This is a genomic window from Microcystis sp. T1-4 (assembly GCF_000297435.1).
Lineage (GTDB): Bacteria > Cyanobacteriota > Cyanobacteriia > Cyanobacteriales > Microcystaceae > Microcystis.
On the sequence record NZ_CAIP01000182.1, the window covers coordinates 1 to 15,342 of the forward strand.

Annotated in this window: 12 protein-coding genes and 2 pseudogenes; 6 read left to right on the forward strand and 8 right to left on the reverse strand. The window is 45.1% G+C overall.

Annotated features, from left to right (window positions below; genetic code table 11):
* Positions 1-98: 98 nt before the first annotated feature.
* On the forward strand, positions 99-974 hold the full coding sequence (glyQ, locus tag MICAI_RS11180) for a glycine--tRNA ligase subunit alpha (protein WP_008201736.1): 876 nt from the start codon (positions 99-101) through the stop codon (positions 972-974).
* Between the two features lie 219 nt (positions 975-1,193).
* Here the strand turns inward: glyQ and rpsJ are convergent, their stop codons facing one another.
* The 5 genes from rpsJ to rpsL form a co-directional block, all read right to left on the reverse strand.
* Complete coding sequence (gene rpsJ / locus MICAI_RS11185; RefSeq protein ID WP_002800099.1) at positions 1,194-1,511, reverse strand: 30S ribosomal protein S10; 318 nt, start codon at positions 1,509-1,511, stop codon at positions 1,194-1,196.
* Between the two features lie 90 nt (positions 1,512-1,601).
* Positions 1,602-2,831: an elongation factor Tu gene (gene tuf, locus MICAI_RS11190; RefSeq protein WP_008201745.1), complete on the reverse strand. Its 1,230-nt coding sequence runs from the start codon at positions 2,829-2,831 to the stop codon at positions 1,602-1,604.
* Between the two features lie 153 nt (positions 2,832-2,984).
* Positions 2,985-5,060, reverse strand: coding sequence for an elongation factor G (gene fusA, locus MICAI_RS11195; protein WP_008201747.1), 2,076 nt, complete (start codon positions 5,058-5,060; stop codon positions 2,985-2,987).
* Between the two features lie 143 nt (positions 5,061-5,203).
* Positions 5,204-5,674 carry a 30S ribosomal protein S7 gene (rpsG, locus tag MICAI_RS11200; protein WP_002758831.1) on the reverse strand — a complete coding sequence of 157 codons (471 nt, stop codon included), beginning with the start codon at positions 5,672-5,674 and terminating at the stop codon, positions 5,204-5,206.
* A gap of 155 nt (positions 5,675-5,829) precedes the next feature.
* Complete coding sequence (rpsL, locus tag MICAI_RS11205) at positions 5,830-6,213, reverse strand: 30S ribosomal protein S12 (protein ID WP_002740176.1); 384 nt, start codon at positions 6,211-6,213, stop codon at positions 5,830-5,832.
* Positions 6,214-6,635: 422 nt separating this feature from the next.
* On the opposite strand from rpsL, the gene MICAI_RS11210 reads away from it, so the two are divergent.
* The 4 genes and pseudogenes from MICAI_RS11210 to MICAI_RS11225 all read left to right on the forward strand — a co-directional run bounded on the left by MICAI_RS11210 (position 6,636) and on the right by MICAI_RS11225 (position 9,546).
* Positions 6,636-6,971, forward strand: coding sequence for a type II toxin-antitoxin system RelE/ParE family toxin (locus tag MICAI_RS11210; RefSeq protein WP_008201750.1), 336 nt, complete (start codon positions 6,636-6,638; stop codon positions 6,969-6,971).
* A pseudogene (locus MICAI_RS27865) lies at positions 6,964-7,254 on the forward strand (HigA family addiction module antitoxin); the annotation flags it as partial. The gene MICAI_RS11210 and the pseudogene MICAI_RS27865, both read left to right, overlap by 8 nt.
* A gap of 120 nt (positions 7,255-7,374) precedes the next feature.
* Positions 7,375-8,241: pseudogene (locus MICAI_RS11220) on the forward strand (ImmA/IrrE family metallo-endopeptidase); the annotation flags it as partial.
* 108 nt (positions 8,242-8,349) lie between these two features.
* The gene (locus tag MICAI_RS11225; RefSeq protein ID WP_008201756.1) at positions 8,350-9,546 is read left to right on the forward strand and encodes a DNA double-strand break repair nuclease NurA; all 1,197 of its coding nucleotides are present in this window, start codon (positions 8,350-8,352) and stop codon (positions 9,544-9,546) included.
* A gap of 551 nt (positions 9,547-10,097) precedes the next feature.
* Here the strand turns inward: MICAI_RS11225 and MICAI_RS11230 are convergent.
* The 3 genes from MICAI_RS11230 to MICAI_RS11240 form a co-directional block, all read right to left on the reverse strand.
* The gene (locus MICAI_RS11230; RefSeq protein WP_008201759.1) at positions 10,098-10,910 is read right to left on the reverse strand and encodes a DUF362 domain-containing protein; all 813 of its coding nucleotides are present in this window, start codon (positions 10,908-10,910) and stop codon (positions 10,098-10,100) included.
* A gap of 15 nt (positions 10,911-10,925) precedes the next feature.
* Positions 10,926-11,921 carry a tRNA dihydrouridine(20/20a) synthase DusA gene (dusA, locus tag MICAI_RS11235; protein WP_039900019.1) on the reverse strand — a complete coding sequence of 332 codons (996 nt, stop codon included), beginning with the start codon at positions 11,919-11,921 and terminating at the stop codon, positions 10,926-10,928.
* A gap of 335 nt (positions 11,922-12,256) precedes the next feature.
* A complete protein-coding gene (locus MICAI_RS11240; protein WP_039900020.1) occupies positions 12,257-13,621 on the reverse strand; it encodes a hypothetical protein in 1,365 nt (454 codons plus the stop codon).
* 206 nt (positions 13,622-13,827) lie between these two features.
* On the opposite strand from MICAI_RS11240, the gene MICAI_RS11245 reads away from it, so the two are divergent.
* Positions 13,828-15,117 carry a glucose-1-phosphate adenylyltransferase gene (locus MICAI_RS11245; protein ID WP_008201765.1) on the forward strand — a complete coding sequence of 430 codons (1,290 nt, stop codon included), beginning with the start codon at positions 13,828-13,830 and terminating at the stop codon, positions 15,115-15,117.
* Positions 15,118-15,342 lie beyond the last annotated feature (225 nt).

Below are 15,342 nucleotides of genomic sequence, written 5' to 3' on the forward strand. Positions count from 1 at the left end.
TTATAATTCCCAATTCCCAATTCATAATTTATAATTTATAATTTATAATTTATAATTTATAATTACCCAACCCCTAACCCGCTTTTTTACTTTTTCCCATGTCTCTAACTTTCCAAGCTGTTATCGCTAAATTAAATGAATTTTGGGCTGATCGCGGTTGTTTAGTTGCTCAACCCTATGATACAGAAAAAGGTGCAGGAACCATGAGTCCCCACACTTTTTTAAGAGCAATTGGTCCGGAACCTTGGGCTGTTGCCTATGTGGAACCCTGTCGTCGTCCTACGGATGGCCGTTATGGCGAAAATCCCAATCGTTTTCAGCATTACTATCAATATCAAGTCCTAATTAAACCCTCTCCCGATAATATTCAGGAAATCTATTTAGACTCCCTGCGGGTGTTAGGAATTAACCCAGAAGATCATGATATTCGCTTCGTGGAAGATAACTGGGAATCTCCCACCCTCGGCGCTTGGGGTGTGGGTTGGGAAGTGTGGTTAGATGGGATGGAAATCACCCAATTTACCTACTTTCAACAGTGTGGGGGTATCGATTGTCGTCCCGTGGCGATCGAAATTACCTACGGTTTAGAAAGATTAGCCATGTATCTGCAAGATGTGGAGGCAATTAATAAAATTCAATGGAATGAAAATATCCTCTACGGTGATATTTTTCTGCAAAATGAAATCGAACAATGTACCTACAATTTTGAGGCTTCTAATCCTGAGTTATTGTTTAGTTTATTCAGTTTATATGAACAGGAAGCTAAACAATTAATCGATCGCTCTCTGGTGATTCCCAGTCTAGATTATGTTCTCAAATGTTCCCATACTTTTAATTTACTCGATGCTAGAGGTGTGATTGCTGTAGCTGAAAGAACCCGTTATATCGGCAGAATTCGCCATTTAGCGCGACAGGTTGCTCAATTGTATTTACAGCAACGAGAAGCTTTAGGTTTTCCCCTACAAACGGTTTAGCGATCGGGGGCATCTCAATTGTGGCGATGCACCCTTAACAAGTGTACTGGCCTTCTTTTAATAACCTCTTTTTATGCTAAATCCTATCTAAAAGTTATGGGAGAGTGGGGAGAAAAAATTCCTAACTTGGGAGTTAATCAGACTATTAAAAACGGATTTGGTATCAGAAAGAGTTTCTAAGAAAAAAAGATGTTAGCACTAACATCTTTTTGGCATTTTTTACAATTTAACTTCAATATCAACCCCGGCGGGTAAATCTAATTTCATCAAAGCATCGATTGTCTTAGAAGAGGGTTGGTAAATATCAATAATGCGGCGATGGGTGCGGGTTTCAAAATGTTCACGGGAGTCCTTGTCAACGTGAGGGGAACGCAGGACACAATAAATCTTTCTTTTTGTCGGTAGGGGAATCGGTCCGATCGCTGTGGCGTTAGTTCTATTGGCAGTATCGACAATCTTCTCACAGGAAGTATCGAGTAAGCGCCGGTCAAAAGCTTTCAAACGAATGCGAATTTTCTGTTGTTGTAACGTAGCCATAATTTCACCTATTGCAATTGTCAAGGTACAAGATCAAGACAGTAACGGAGCAGCTTTTAAATTCACTGCCCCGTTAATTAGTAGATTAGCCTACTTGATAATTTTCGAGATAACGCCAGAACCGATGGTGCGACCACCTTCGCGAATAGCGAAGCGCATACCCTGTTCAATAGCGATCGGGTTGATCAGTTCCACGGTCATTTTGATCCGGTCTCCCGGCATGACCATTTCTACAGTGCTGCCATCGTCGGCGGTGTAGTCTTGGATCGTGCCAGTTACGTCGGTTGTCCGTACATAGAACTGAGGACGATAGTTTTTAAAGAAAGGAGTGTGACGACCACCCTCTGCTTGAGTTAACACATACACCTCACCTTCAAACTGGGTGTGGGGTTTGATTGTATTCGGTTTAGCGATCACCATGCCGCGCTCGATGTCGGTTTTTTGGATACCACGCAGGAGGATACCAGCGTTGTCACCGGCCATCCCTTGATCAAGACTTTTCTTGAACATTTCGATCCCGGTGACGGTGGTGGGGCGAGTTTCTCTGATCCCGACCAATTCCACGTTATCACCCACTTTCACAATACCGCGTTCGATCCGACCGGTAGCCACCGTCCCCCGACCAGTAATCGAGAATACGTCTTCTACCGCCATCAGGAAGGGTTTATCGATCGCCCGTTCAGGGGTGGGGATATAGCTATCTACCGCTTCCATCAATTCATAGATCGCATTTACCCACTCGTTGTCGCCTTTTTTGGCCTTGGGATTTTTGGTCATGTAGTCGAGGGCTTCTTTCGCAGAACCGGCAATAATGGGGATATCGTCGCCGGGGAAGTCGTAACTGGTGAGAAGTTCGCGCACTTCCAGTTCCACCAGTTCCAGTAATTCCTCATCGTCCACCATATCTTTTTTGTTGAGGAAGACCACCAGGTTAGGTACCCCCACCTGACGAGCCAACAGGATATGTTCCCGGGTTTGGGGCATCGGGCCATCAGCGGCCGAGACCACGAGAATACCACCGTCCATCTGTGCCGCACCGGTGATCATGTTTTTTACATAGTCGGCGTGGCCAGGGCAGTCCACGTGTGCATAGTGGCGACTGGCGGTTTCGTACTCAACGTGAGCGGTGTTGATGGTGATCCCGCGGGCTTTTTCTTCGGGAGCGGCATCGATTTCATCGTATTTTTTAGCTTGGGCATTACCCAGAGCCGCTAGGGTCATCGTGATAGCGGCGGTGAGGGTAGTTTTGCCGTGGTCAACGTGACCGATCGTACCGATGTTAACGTGGGGTTTCGTCCGTTCAAATTTAGCGCGTGCCATTTACTTTCTGTTCCTTTGTTTTTTTTTCTTCTTCAGGTGGGTGAACATTAATCAGTCACCGGAGATCAGTTTTAAGTTAGCAGTTATTAGGGTTGACCGATCAAATTTAAATGATCGGTTTGTCTTCACTGCTCACTGCTCACCGGTCACTGATTAGCCGTTCCCTTTACTTTTGGTGATAATCGCCTCGGCCACGTTGCGGGGGACTTCTTCGTAATGGCTAAATTCCATGGTGAAGATGCCCCGTCCTTGGGTTTTGGAGCGAATATCAGTGGCGTAACCAAACATTTCCGCTAGGGGGACTTTAGCGGAGACTTTGGCGATGCCGGCCTCGGTTTCTTGACCTTCGATTTGTCCCCGACGGGAGTTAAGATCACCGATGACGTTACCGATGAAGTCTTCGGGTACTTCCACCTCGACCTTCATCATCGGTTCTAGGAGAACGGGGGTAGCTTTCATCACCGCTTCTTTGATCGCCATGGAACCGGCAATCTTAAAGGCCATCTCGGAGGAGTCCACATCGTGGAAAGAACCATCCACAAGGGTTGCTTTCAGGTCGATGACGGGATAACCCGCAACGATCCCCGATTCGCAAGCTTCTTTCATCCCTTGTTCTGACGGGTTGATGTATTCTTTGGGGATAGCACCACCGACAATTTTGGAGACGAAGACAAAGCCAGATCCTGGTTCACCCGGTTCGAGTTCGATGACGACGTGGCCGTACTGTCCTTTACCGCCACTTTGACGGATAAATTTACCCTCGGCCCGTACAGGTTTCCGCACAGTTTCCCGATAGGCAACTTGGGGAGCGCCCACGGTTGCTTCGACTTTGTATTCCCGCAGCATCCGATCGACGAGGATTTCTAGGTGCAGTTCTCCCATCCCGGCGATTACCGTTTGATTGGTTTCGGGATCAACTTTGACCCGGAAGGTGGGATCCTCATCGGAGAGAGCTTGCAGAGCTTTGCTGAGTTTCTCGATGTCCTGTTTGGTTTTCGGTTCCACCGCCACGGAGATCACCGGTTCGGGGATAAAGAGGGATTCTAGAATAATCGGGTTCTTATCATCACAGAGGGTATCCCCGGTAATGGTGTTTTTCAGTCCGATCGCCGCTCCTAGATCACCGGCGCGCAGTTCATCCACTTCGATCCGTTCGTTGGATTTGAGGACGATCAGGCGAGCGATCCGTTCTTTGGTTCCTTTGGTGGAGTTGTAGGCGTAGCTGCCTTTGGCTAACACACCGGAATAGACCCGCAGGAAGGTTAAACGACCGAAGGGATCGGCCATGATTTTGAAGGCCAGAGCAGAGAAGGGCGCATCGTCCTTAGCCTCCCGGATTGCCTCGCTGCCATCGGGAAGAATCCCTTTAACGGCGGCTACTTCCGAGGGTGAGGGTAGGTAATCGACGACAGCATCGAGGAGCAGTTGTACCCCTTTGTTTTTGAAAGCCGAGCCGCAGAGGACGGGAACAATTGTACCAGCAATCGTCCCTTCCCTGAGACCGCGTTTGATTTCGGCTTCGGTGAGTTCTTCACCTTCTAGATATTTTTCTAGGAGTTCTTCATCCGCTTCCGCTACAGCCTCCACCAGCTGCACGCGGAATTCTTCGGCCTTTTTCAATAAGTCTTCGGGAATGTCGGTTTCTTCTATGTCTTTCCCTAGATCGTCCTTATATATATAGGCGCGCATCTTGACGAGATCAACGATCCCGCTCAGTTCGCTTTCTGCGCCGATCGGCATTTGGATGGGAACGGCGTTAGCTCTGAGGCGATCTCTTAATTGTTCGTAAACTTTGAAGAAGTTCGCTCCCGTTCTGTCCATTTTGTTGATAAAGGCAATCCGGGGTACTTTGTACCGATCGGCTTGTCTCCAGACGGTTTCCGACTGGGGTTGTACACCACCAACAGAGCAGAAAACTGCCACCACGCCATCGAGTACCCGCATGGAACGTTCCACTTCAATGGTGAAATCGACGTGGCCAGGGGTGTCAATGATGTTGATGCGATGATCTTGCCAACTGGTACTGATGGCGGCGGCGGTGATGGTGATTCCTCGCTCCCGTTCCTGTTCCATCCAGTCGGTAATTGCCGTTCCGTCGTGGACTTCGCCCAGTTTATGAGCGACTCCCGTGTAGAACAGGATTCTTTCTGTTGTCGTTGTTTTGCCCGCATCTATATGAGCGGCGATTCCGATGTTTCGCACTCTCTCTAGCGGGATAGTCCGTGCCACAGCAACCTCCTTGCTTTGCTTGCCAGTGATGGGATTTTGTTCTAGGATTTTTTACACTATTTACAATTCTATACTTTTCTTGACAGTTTTTTGGCGGCAGCGGTGTGATCCACCGCCCTTAAAGTATCTTTAAAGTATCTTTCTTAGTAACGATAGTGGGCAAAGGCTTTGTTTGCCTCTGCCATCCGGTGGGTTTCTTCCCGTTTTTTGATTGTGCCGCCGGTTTCATTGGCTGCGTCCATGATCTCGTTGGCTAGTTTACCTGCCATGGTTTTGCCGCCTCTGGTTCTGGCATAATGGACTAACCAACGTAGTGCCAATGTGCTACCACGGTTGCTGCGCACTTCCATCGGCACTTGATAGGTGGCTCCACCGACCCGGCGGGCTTTCACTTCCACTAGGGGGGTGGCGTTTTTAACGGCTTTTTCAAATACTTCTAGGGGTTCTTGACCGGTACGTTCGCCGACGGTTTTCAGGGCATCGTAAACGATGTTAGCGGCCAAGGATTTTTTGCCCGATCGCATGATCCGGCGGATGGTCATGCTGACTAAACAGCTATTGTAAACGGGATCGGGGGGAATAGGACGTTTTTTGACGTTTTTACGGCGAGACATCGGAATATTCCTGAATTTTCTAGGTTAACTTTAACTTTTGCTTGACAGTCGGATGATTACAGCCCATCTCAAACCCTCTCCTGCGAGTCTTCAGTCTCTTGGGTTAACTTTGACCGACTCGGTGGGAGTATTTTTTTGGTTAATCAATTCCCTGTTTATTTAGCGGCGGGTTTGGGGCGTTTGGTTCCGTACTTAGACCGCGCCTTTTGACGGTTTTTCACCCCGGTGGCATCGAGGGTGCCGCGAATGATGTGATATCTGACTCCGGGTAGATCTTTGACCCGACCGCCCCGAATCAGGACGACCGAGTGTTCTTGCAGGTTATGACCGATGCCCGGTATGTAGGCTGTCACCTCAAATCCAGAGGTCAAACGTACCCTAGCGACTTTCCGCAGGGCTGAGTTGGGTTTTTTCGGTGTGGTGGTATATACTCTTGTACAAACTCCCCGGCGTTGGGGGCATTGTTTGAGGGCGGGAGATTTGGTTTTTCTTTTCGCTTTGGATCTTTCGTCGCGTATTAATTGCTGAATGGTGGGCATGATAGGGCTGTATCTAAGGTTACTCTGAACTCCTATTACCGAAGGTCAAATCGTTGACAAAAGGTCATTATAGCAAATTGTTGCTGTTGTTGTCAAGTCCGCGATTGTGCTTTTCTCCGGTTTAGATGTTAGAGATTGTCTTTTTCTTGGGCGGCGGCGGCACTCAATTCGGGCGTTATTAGGCGATAAAATTACAGCTTCGTTGTTTTGGCTTGATGGTGCAATTTTAGCGATAATTATCACCTGATTAATCGGCCAATGTCTGAAAAGCTGTCTCTAGCTAACCTCATTTTCAGAACTGGTGTCTAGACTATTAGCTCTTAACGATATATTTAGAGCGTTTGTACTGGATGCGACCCAGGTGTGCTGCCATAAAATATTGTTAACCTTTGAGGTTAACAATATTACAAGGGTCATCTACAATGGATATTGTATTTAAGGAAAAAAAATTTGAGAACGAATGCAATAGCCAAAAACTACTGAAAAAACAGTATGGAGAGAAGATGGCTAAGAAAATCAGGCAAAGACTCGACGACTTAAAAGCAGTTATTGTCCTGGAGGAAATGCGATCGCTGCTGGGACGTTGCCACGAATTGTTACATAACCGTGCTGGACAACTATCTCTAGATTTAGTTCATCCTCTCAGACTAATTTTTGAGCCGGCTAATATACCGATTCCTCAAAAAGCAGACGGGGGAATTGATTGGCAGAAAGTAACCGCAGTCGTAATTATTGGCATAGATGACACCCTTGACTAATACTATTGAGAACAGATATGCACCGGATTTTATTTCTCCACCGGGAGAAACCCTTGCCGAAATCCTAGAAGAAAGAAATATGTCTCAATCGGAACTAGCCCAACGCATGGGCAGACCAAAAAAGACTATCAATGAGATCATAAAAGGTAAAGCGGAGATTACTATCGATACCGCCTTACAGATAGAGTTAGTGTTAGGAACTCCCGCCAGTTTCTGGATAGAGCGCGAAAGACTTTATCGGGAATATTTAGCGAGAAAAAATGAGAATCAAAGATTAAAAGGTTATTTAAGTAGGTAGGCACAATTATTTGTAGGATGGGTTAGCGGTAGCGTAACCCATGCGGGCGTTGGGTTTCATGCTTCAACCCAACCTACGTTCATTTTATATTTAATTCCACCCACCTACTTAGGCTGGTTAAAACAAATTCCTTATCGCCAGATGACTGAATTAGGCTGGCTCAAGTTTGATGAGGATAAAATAGAGCAATTACGAGAGAGCTTGAATTTTTTTGCCGTTGTCTCCCCTGAGAAATGGGAGGAGATTTGGGGGATAAATTTATCGATTGATTTTAGAAAGTCTCAAGCATTTGATAGCGATCGAGGGGCAATAACGGCATGGTTGCGTCAAGGAGAAATAGAAGCATCGAAAATTAATTGTGCTGATTACAACGAGTTGAAATTCAGAGATGCCTTGCGACAAATTCGTTCGTTAACTATTAAGTCTATCGAGGTATTTCAACCGCAAATGATCGAGCTTTGTGCGGCAGCGGGGGTTGCCTTAGCCTTTGTCCCTGAACTTCCGAAAACAAGGGTACACGGTGCTACCCGTTGGTTAGGTTCTCACAGAGCTTTAATTCAATTGAGCGATCGATACAAAACAAATGATCATTTTTGGTTTTCTTTTTTTCATGAAGCTGGTCATATTTTATTACATGGGAAACGAACTTTATTTTTAGAGGGGCAAGATATTCAAGATACAATTAAAGAAAAAGAGGCGGATGTTTTTGCGGCTAATTTCTTAATTGATCCTGGAGATTGGCAGAGATTTATCGCCAATAATTCTCTGAATAGAAAAGCTATTAATCAATTTGCCGAACAACTAGGGATACACCCTGGTATTATTGTTGGTAGAATGCAACATGAGCAAATTACTTCTTATCAAAACTATAATGATCTTAAGGAGAAATATTGTCTAAATACGCAGAATTCCTTTTTGGTATTGACGAGTGACTCCCCAAAAGGAAAACTTCCTATCTCACCATTAAGATAACTGCTGTAAGCGGAGATTACTAAGGATAAATTTGGCAATCATTGACAAAATTATCCTTAGAGACAGGAAATTGCGATAAAATCAAAAAAAGTCAGGGAGAGGACAGCTATGCTCGATCTTGCGAAATTAGCGGCAAAAATGCCAGGAATCAGTCAACATTTTCAACAGGAAGTGACAGCTAGTCGCGAGCGCGTGCAACGGGCTAAAATTCTTTTAGAACAGGCTCAACAGCAACAGGAAAAACTGCTAGAACTCTATCATAACTGGCACGATCGCCTAATTTTCTCCGTTGCACTACCGATCGAACCTCTCGACACCCGGGTTAGTATCCTTCCCGCTCCCGAAAGTCATAGCGTTTTTGCCACGGATGGTTCCCAAATTGCCCCTTCTCACCACGAAATCGCCTACTGTTATCTAATTAATATCGGTAGGATTATGTTGCACTATGGTCAAAATTTGCACCCTCTCCTCGATAGCATTCCCGAAGTCTATTACAAATCAGAAGACCTCTACATTTCTAAACAGTGGGGTATTCGCGTCGATGAGTGGATGAGTTATCGTCGCACGGTATTAGAAAGCCAAATGTTAGCAGAAATGGCTACTCGTTGGGTAAAACCCCCCGGCGCCCATTATGAACCAAATTTAGCCCTTGTGGATGGTTCTTTGATCTATTGGTTTATCGATAGTCTCCCCCCGGAAGCAAAGGATTTAATTTTGCCACCGATTTTTCAGTCTTGGGACGATTTGCGAGGGGCTAAAATCCCGCTTATAGGTTATATTAGTGCTTCTCGTAGCACGGAAGGCTTAAATTTCCTGCGTTTACAATCTTGTCCCCATGATAGTCCCAATTGCTTGATCAATTGCGGTGATTTAGACCCAGAAAAAACCCCTTGTCGCGTTGTCGATCCTCTCCGGGATGCTTCTCTCTGGGGTTATTTATTGGAACCGGGGCAAAGAAGTCCTTTTTGGCGCAGTTCTTTGAAAATACTCGATCTTTATGGGGATGAACACCGCATTTACTTCTGTTATCTCCATGTGGGGACGGAAATCGCTAGGGTAGAGGTTCCTGCTTGGGTGGTGGAGGAGGGAGAATTACTCGATCGCTCTTTAAGTATTTTACTGGCCCAGGTGTTAAAAGGTTATGGTTATCCGATCGCCTTAGCGGAAGCGCACAATTTAGCGGTGATTAAAGGTGGAGATCGCTTGCGTTTTTTTGCCCTTTTGGAACAACAGATGATTAAAGTCGGTTTACAGGATGTGGGAACATCTTATAAGGAAGCGAGAAAGCGCAGTAGTATCGCTTAATTGAGGAGGCAGCAGATGGGGAGTGGTTATACTAAATCCAGTTATTGCATGAGTGCCTCTCTTGATATGTAGCCCATACTCAACGGATTTAGTATTACCTGCGATTTTATCACTCAATCCAAGCCTTTGGAGGGTTCTACCCCCCAAAGCCCTAGGGTTGATTCATTTAAATTAAGCAGGGCTTGCTGAATAATGGTAAAACCCTTTTAAAATAAGGCTTTTGACCTGTTAAAATCCGATGTTCATGCTGCGAAAATAGGATTGGGACATTCAAAAACCTTGCATTATTCTTCTTTTAGTCCACAAATTGGTACAAAAAGCAGGGCAACAAAGCCTGAAACGACCGACGACTGGCTACTGACTCCTGATACTAAATCTGGTTATTAAAAACTGATTATCTATTACCTCTTTTGCCTATTGCCTATTGCATGAGTGCCTGTCCTCATAAGTAGCCCATACTCAACGGATTTAGTATAACCTATCGCTGAAACCGTAGATTTTCTATCCGAATGCCTCGCCCTTATTTTTTCAGTAAACCCTAATTATTAACCCTAATTGGTTCCGTTTAAAAGTTGAGAACGAAGCAAATCGATCGCATCTAAATAACTTGGCATCGGTTCATCACCCAACAGGCAAGCACTGCGATCCACGCTAATCATATCATCACCCCAAAACACTTGACCGAGAGGAATAGATTTTCCTCGATCCGGTCGCCAATTGCTACTAAAATATTTGAGATTGGCGTCCACCACTGCCCCATCAAAAAGATGACCGATACAAAAATAAACATCCTGTAAAATTAGTGGTACGGAGGGGCGATGTAATTGCCCCCGCGAGTTAGGACTACGGGCTTTATAATGACTACGGGGAAAGAGTCCATAGAGATTTTTTAAAGAAGCAGAAATCAGGGGTTCATCCTTTAAATGGGTGCGTTTTAAGGTTCCAATCGTGATCCGACAATCCACTTCTTCGATAATTTTAGGGGCAAACATCGAGGAAAAACGGACAGGAAAAGGGGAAAGATTCGGATATTCTTGCTGTGGTAAACTATCAGCATCAAGAATGGTTATTCCGGGATCAATAATAGATTTTACTCCCAAAATATCGATAATTTCTCTCAAAGAAATAGCAGAACAAACTCCCTCGATCAAGATAATTTCTGCCGTGGTATTTGCCCCTCTTAATCCCCGCAAAACTTGACTTAATACCGGCAGACTAACCGTTACTGGTGGTGGCACAGGATAACCTAAATTCGGTTTAATTAAAATACGTTTAGCTGTGATAGCTGCCGGGGGAGGTTGATAAACAAAATCCGCCATAGCTGAATTTTTTACCCCGGCATTAATTGAGGATTGTGTAATCATAGAAAGGAAAATAAATCAATGGGAAACTGACAGATTAGCCAGATCATTTAGGGAATTTACCTGCTGTAAAGCTTGCCAGATTACCCCAGAATCGGCCCCAGGAAAATGGCTATTTTCACTAATATAACGCTTCCAGGCTTTAGTTCCGGGCTGACCGGCAAAAAGCTGTAAAAGATGTTTGCTGATCTGGTGTAATTTATAACCTTTACTCACCCACTCATCGATGTAGGGAAGCATTTTTTTGATTACTTCTTCCCGGGTAGGAGGAGTAACCGATTTCCCATAAAAATCTCGATCAACTGTGGCAAATAAATAGGGATTATCGTAGGCTGCCCGACCGATCATGACCGCATCTACTAATTGTAAATGTTGTCTAGCCTGTTCTAAATTAATGATACCGCCATTAATTTCAATAAACAAATGGGGAAACTGATTTTTTAGGCGATAAACATCATCATAACGTAAGGGGGGGACGGTGCGATTTTCCTTGGGACTTAATCCCTGTAACCAAGCTTTGCGTGCGTGGATGGTAAAACGTTGACAACCGGCATCTGCGACAATACGGACAAAATTGGCCATATTTTCGTAACTATCCTGATGATCAATGCCAATTCTCTGTTTTACAGTCACGGGAATCGATACAGCTTGATTCATTGCCGATATTCCCCTCGCTACTAATTCCGGGTTAGCCATCAAACAAGCTCCGAAATTGCCCTCTTTTACCCTGGAACTAGGACAACCCACATTGAGATTTACCTCGTCATAACCCATATCTTCGGCTATTTTAGCGCATTCTGCCAAAAGATAGGGATTATCACCCCCTAACTGCAAAGCGAGAGGTTTTTCTGCTAGGGAGAACCCCAGCAGCTTATAGCGATCGCCGTGTTTAATCGCCATCGTCGTGATCATTTCCGTGTAGAGAAGGGGACGACGGCTAATTTGTCGCAAAAAATAGCGAAAATGGCGATCGGTATAATCCATCATCGGAGCCACACTTAAAATATTGCCCATCTTTCCCTTGATTTTCTCCTTCAGGGTAGCCATCGATCCGCTGATCGGGACATTCTCCGGGGAAACCCACAGAATAACCGGTCTTCCTCTCAAGATATTTTAAAGCCTTTTGGTAAGTAGGTAGGCGTTAAAAATTATCAGACACCACCCTGATCAAGGGGGGACTAAGGGTAGGGTTGATTCATGAATCAACCCTACTATGAATCAACCCTAGGACTAAGGGGGGATCGAACCTAAAATCTATTTTTAATTTAATTATAACCAGCTACTTAAGTTGACTATCTAAATTATTGGTTAAGACTGCACCGGAGAAAGGAGAAGGGGACTTTTTTGACTTACCTCCGTGGCATATTTGCCCCTTTAATCGTGTCGCGGATGACGATTTTTTGTTCTTTGGAATAACCGGCAAAAGAACGAGTAGCAAGTAACTCGATTTCTATTCCCGTACCCGATCGCAAGGATTCCACAGGTAAGGGTAATTGACCGATATCCAGAATAAATTGATTGCCCTCCTGTCGGACTAAATTAGCGGGCATATCTCCTTCATAGCGAGTGACAAAATCAGTTCTGGGACTGGTTTGCAGGTCGTCTGCTTGCCAACGAGTGACACGATAACGCACTTTAAATTTAGTGCCGATTAAATTCGATTGGGAAGCTTTATCTTCAAGAAAAAGCCTTAAATCAGTACCATTTCCTGTGATACCTTTTGCTTCTAATTGGGTGACATCTCGTTCAAAAACAGCATTATAAACGACAAATTCCGTAACATTATTGCGTTTTTGAGTGGTTCCCTCAATCCAGAGGTCACTGGGGACAGTTACCTTCATTTCCTTTTGATCATCGAGGGTTAAAGTAAAACGCTGATTAGCAAACCGGTTAAACTCCTGGGGCGCATTCCAAATTAAAATAAAAGAACGTTCCGATCGATCTACTAAAATCCGATATTGATCATCGATCAGGGAACCGGGGGCAAATAAAGACACTGCCCCGGTGCGAGTTTCCCAAATATTTTTAGAGAGAATATAACCCCGTTCTTTTAACTCCGCCAGGGGAACAGTTGCGCTCGGTTGATCGGCAGTTAAAGGGCGATCGATTTGAATTAAAGTTAACTGTCCTAAACGACCCTCGCGACCGTTACGACCACTATTACCCGTCGCCCCATCCAGACCATCCTGACAGCTAAATTCTCTGGTGGTACAGCTATAATTGGCATCTCCCGGCCTACCGCTGCAGGTTTGAATTGTCCAGAAAGGTTGAGAACAGCGACAACCCTTGCCCCCCTGGCCTCCTTGACCCCCAAAACCCCCGGCGCCTCCGGCCGCATTGACCGTTACTTGTCTTAAAAAATCTAAATTAGTGGCATAGAGGGTTAAAGCGCCGCCATTACCGCCATCACCACCATTACCCCCATTGCCACCGTTACCACCACCGGCGGCCTGGAGATTTCGTGTGACGTTGCTCGGTTGACCGCTACAGTTGCCATCGCTGCCATTGCCGCCATTTTCACCATTGACCCCTTTTTGTCCTGAAATATCGAGTTTTAGGGGAGAACCATCGAGAAAAAGGGTTAAACTGTCACTATTTCTGCCTTGGCCGCCAACTTTGCCAGCTTTTCCGCTTTGGCCCTGTTTACCGAAAGTTTGTACATCGGAACCTTGGGCTAACCAAGAACAGCGATCGCCCGTCACCGTGGCGGGCATTAGGTACGGTAAAGGGAGAAAAAAGGTGAATACTAATGATTTAGCCCAAAAATTCATAATTTTAGCCAATTTATCCCCAAAGATTCCCATCGATTCCCTCTTGATGACTTTTAGATCTAGATTTTTGTTTCCCCTCTATCAATAAGGTGCGCTATCATCCTACACTTACTTTGAGAAGGAAACAGCCAATCGCGAGGGTTACGCGCGTGAAAAAAGTATTAGCTATTATCTTAGGTGGCGGGGCCGGAACTCGCCTTTATCCGTTAACGAAACTGCGGGCCAAACCTGCCGTCCCCCTAGCGGGAAAATATCGCCTAATCGATATTCCCGTCAGCAATTGTATTAACTCCCAGATTGACAAAATCTATGTGTTGACGCAATTTAATTCCGCTTCTCTCAATCGTCACCTCAATCGTACCTATAATTTTACGGGTTTTAGTGATGGTTTCGTGGAAGTTTTGGCCGCTCAACAAACCATGGAAAATCCTCAATGGTTCCAAGGCACGGCCGACGCAGTACGACAGTATATTTGGACGATGAAGGATTGGGATATCGATGAATATCTGATTCTCTCGGGAGATCATCTCTATCGCATGGACTACAGCAAGTTCATCGAACGCCATCGGGAAACCAACGCCGATATCACTTTATCGGTGGTTCCCATCGATGAACGTCGGGCCTCCGCTTTTGGGGTGATGAAAATTAATGATTCGGGGCGAATTGTCGATTTTTATGAGAAACCCAAAGGGGCAGAATTGGAAAGAATGCGGGTAGATACGACGATTTTAGGCTTAAGTCCCGACCAAGCTCGCCAAAGTCCCTACATCGCTTCCATGGGAATTTATGTCTTTAAAAAGAATGTTTTAATCGATCTGCTCGATGCCAATAAAGAACAGACCGATTTCGGCAAGGAAATTATTCCCTCGGCGGCTAAAGACTACAATCTTCAGGCTTATTTATTTAAGGGTTACTGGGAAGATATCGGGACGATTGAAGCCTTTTATGAGTCTAATCTCGCCCTGACTCAACAACCCAATCCCGCCTTTAGTTTCTACGACGAAAAAGCACCCATCTATACCCGTTCTCGCTATCTGCCACCCACAAAAATGCTCAATTGTACGGTGACAGAATCGATGATTTCTGAAGGTTGTATTCTCAAAGAATCTCGCATCCATCACTCGATTTTAGGTATTCGTAGTCGAGTTGGCAAAGACTGCTCGATCGAGGATACAATGCTGATGGGAGCCGACTTTTATGAGTCTTTCCCCGAACGGGAAAGTCTGATCGGAAATGCCAAAATTCCCGTGGGTATCGGTCCCGGTTCCACTATTCGTCGGGCAATTGTGGACAAAAATGCTCGCATTGGTTCCAATGTTTTAATTGTTAACAAAGATCGTGTGGAAGAAGCTAATCGCGAAGATTTAGGTTTCTATGTTCGCAGCGGCATCGTGGTTATTTTCAAAAATGCCACTATTCCCGACGGCACGGTAATTTAATCTATCAGTTATCAGTTATCAGTTATCAGTTATCAGTTATCAGTTATCAGTTATCAGTTATCAGCTTTTATTTATCCGATTAATTAGCCATTTTTCTAGTTATTATCGCTTGGATATAGCCGCAGGCTGATGGCTTCAGCTAATTACCTAGACAATTCCCTTGAAACCATAAGTAGCTGGTTATAATTAAATTAAAAATGGATTTTAGGTTCGATCCCCCCTGCA

Bases quoted from the DNA above. Each gene is read 5' to 3' on its own strand.
- glyQ (WP_008201736.1), top strand. From the start codon at position 99: ATGTCTCTAACTTTCCAAGCTGTTATCGCTAAATTAAATGAATTTTGG.
- rpsJ (WP_002800099.1), bottom strand. From the start codon at position 1,511: ATGGCTACGTTACAACAACAGAAAATTCGCATTCGTTTGAAAGCTTTT.
- tuf (WP_008201745.1), bottom strand. From the start codon at position 2,831: ATGGCACGCGCTAAATTTGAACGGACGAAACCCCACGTTAACATCGGT.
- rpsG (WP_002758831.1), bottom strand. From the start codon at position 5,674: ATGTCTCGCCGTAAAAACGTCAAAAAACGTCCTATTCCCCCCGATCCC.
- rpsL (WP_002740176.1), bottom strand. From the start codon at position 6,213: ATGCCCACCATTCAGCAATTAATACGCGACGAAAGATCCAAAGCGAAA.
- MICAI_RS11210 (WP_008201750.1), top strand. From the start codon at position 6,636: ATGGATATTGTATTTAAGGAAAAAAAATTTGAGAACGAATGCAATAGC.
- MICAI_RS11225 (WP_008201756.1), top strand. From the start codon at position 8,350: ATGCTCGATCTTGCGAAATTAGCGGCAAAAATGCCAGGAATCAGTCAA.
- MICAI_RS11230 (WP_008201759.1), bottom strand. From the start codon at position 10,910: ATGATTACACAATCCTCAATTAATGCCGGGGTAAAAAATTCAGCTATG.
- dusA (WP_039900019.1), bottom strand. From the start codon at position 11,921: ATGGGCAATATTTTAAGTGTGGCTCCGATGATGGATTATACCGATCGC.
- MICAI_RS11240 (WP_039900020.1), bottom strand. From the start codon at position 13,621: ATGCCCGCCACGGTGACGGGCGATCGCTGTTCTTGGTTAGCCCAAGGT.